Source organism: Pseudonocardia xishanensis, assembly GCF_039541715.1.
GTDB lineage: Bacteria > Actinomycetota > Actinomycetes > Mycobacteriales > Pseudonocardiaceae > Pseudonocardia > Pseudonocardia xishanensis.
This window is the reverse complement of sequence record NZ_BAABGT010000105.1, coordinates 1-2,097: the sequence shown is the minus strand read 5'-3', so window position 1 is coordinate 2,097 and position 2,097 is coordinate 1. Positions and strand designations below refer to the sequence as shown.

Annotated in this window: 1 protein-coding gene and 2 pseudogenes; 1 reads left to right on the top strand and 2 read right to left on the bottom strand. The window is 69.7% G+C overall.

Translation table 11 applies throughout. The features are described from left to right. Positions 1-63 precede the first annotated feature (63 nt). Positions 64-264, bottom strand: a pseudogene (locus ABD993_RS31735) (fumarylacetoacetate hydrolase family protein); the annotation flags it as partial. A 24-nt stretch (positions 265-288) separates the two neighbouring features. Here ABD993_RS31735 and ABD993_RS31730 point away from each other — a divergent pair. Continuing rightward, positions 289-636: pseudogene (locus tag ABD993_RS31730) on the top strand (transposase); the annotation flags it as partial. Positions 637-1,079: 443 nt separating this feature from the next. Here ABD993_RS31730 and ABD993_RS31725 read toward each other — a convergent pair. Beyond that, on the bottom strand, positions 1,080-1,895 hold the full coding sequence (locus ABD993_RS31725; RefSeq protein ID WP_345426556.1) for a class II aldolase/adducin family protein: 816 nt from the start codon (positions 1,893-1,895) through the stop codon (positions 1,080-1,082). Positions 1,896-2,097 lie beyond the last annotated feature (202 nt).

The window sequence follows — 2,097 nt, the reverse complement described above, 5'->3', positions numbered from 1 at the left end:
CCTGCACCGGCCAACCCCCGGCCAGCCGCCTGTCACCAACGTGATGGCCGAGTACATCTAGCGCTGCAGCCACTGGGTGGTCCGATACTGCCAGTCCCGTGCGGTCACGTCGTTGCAGACGGTGTAGCCGGCGATGGCCGCAGCAGCCGTTGCCGTGTCGGCGTGGCGCAGTGGTGCGCCGACCACGACCGTGAGCTCGGCCTCCCAGTCCATCGCAGCCGAGGCCGCCGGGAGCACGATGTCGTCGTACGCCCCGATGAGCGCGGGGGTGACACCCGCGCCGGACAACTGGCCTTCCTCGACGCCCGCCACCGCGCCCACGCCCGGGTCGAGGACCGCATTCGCACTACCAAGGACACCGGCCTGGACCACTTCCCGTCGCGGACCTTCGCGATCAACGCCGCCTGGCTGACCGTGGTCCTGCTGGCCGTCGACCTGCTCGCCTGGACCCAGCACCTCCTGCTCGACGGCGAGTTCGCGAAGGCCGAGCCGAAGACGTTGCGCCATCGACTGCTGCACCTCGCCGCCCGCATCACTCGCGGTCAGCGGCGGACCTGGGTCCGGATCCAGCAGTCCTGGCCCTGGGCACGTGAGCTCGCCGCCGCGTTCGCCCGCCTGCACGCCTGCCCGTTCCCGCCGGCTGACACCCGCCCCCCGGTCACGACGAGCAGCACGGAGCACCCGGCACAACAGCAGGCCGGACGGCCCCGCACGCCCTGAGACCGCAACGACCCGGACAACCAAACCCAGAAGATCAACTATGGGCTTGGTGAATGACCGGGGCTACTGTCCGCCTGACCGACCTACCAGCGGTGTTGCGTCGACCCCTGGAATCCGCCATCCGGTCGGGGGCCTTTCGCGCGTCTGGAGTCTTGGCGGCACGTCCAACTCATGATGAGCACGCGCGACGTCGCCAGCCCGACGACGATCGCCGTTTCGTGCCGCCAGGTCCGCTTGATCGCGAGTTGCGCGCCGTCAGCGCTATCGGAACCGCGCTGAGAGCACACGATCAGCGATCATGGTCGACGAACTGCCATTCGACCGCGCCCGCGGGACGTCGCGGAGCGGGCCGGGTGACCTCAGTCGAACAGGTCGGGGTCCGTGCGGACGATCTCCTCCCACAGCGGCTGGAAGGAGAACCACCCCGCGTAGTGCGACCCTGTCTGGTCGCGGGTGAAACGCGCGTTCGCGAGGTCCATCAGGATCGGTGTGCCCGCGGCCTCGGCCAGCAGCTGGGCCTGGCAGTTGCGCTCGGTGCTCACGAACCACCAGGCCGCCTCGGCGACGGTGTGCCCCACGGTGAAGATCCCGTGGTTGCGGTGGAAGCACATAGCGTTGTCGCCCAGGCCCTTCGCGAGCAGCCGCCCGGTCTCCTCGTCGAGGACCACGGCACCCGCACCCTCGGTGACGACCGTGTGGTTCTCGTAGAGCGCGCAGGCGTCCTGTGTGATGGGGCTCAGCGTCCTGCCCAGCGAGGACCACGCCTTGCCGTTCACGGAATGCGCGTGGGCCGCCGCGACGACGTCGGGCCGCGCCTGGTGCACCGCGGAGTGGATCAGGAACCCGGCCCGGTTGACCGGCTTGTCCCCGTGCCGGACCGTGCCGGTGTGGTCGACGAGGATCAGGTCCGAGACCCGGATGTGCCGGAACGACATGCCGAAGGGGTTGACCCAGAACATGTCCGGGTGCTCGGGGTCGCGGACGGTGATGTGCCCGGCGATGCCCTCCCCGAAGCCGAACCGGCCGAAGATCCGGAAGGCGCCCGCGAGCTGCTGCTTGCGGTGCAGCCGCTCCTCCTCGACGGTCGCGAACACCGGCGGTGTGGGCAGGTCCAGGCCATCCTGGTCCGGCTCGTAGGCGGTGGTGGACTGGGGGGACATTATCGGGGCAGACATGATCTCGATAGTGCGCCGGTGGCTGGCGCCCGTCAACGTCCCGCCGACGACCCTCACGCCGCGCCGGCGACCCAGGATCAGGCCGTCGCGCGGTGACGGTGGCACCAAGTCCGGTCATGGAGGGCCTGATGCGCCCACATCATGAACCGTCCTGGGTCTGCGTGAGGCTGACGTTCAGGCCACCGCACCCTGTTGGGCGATG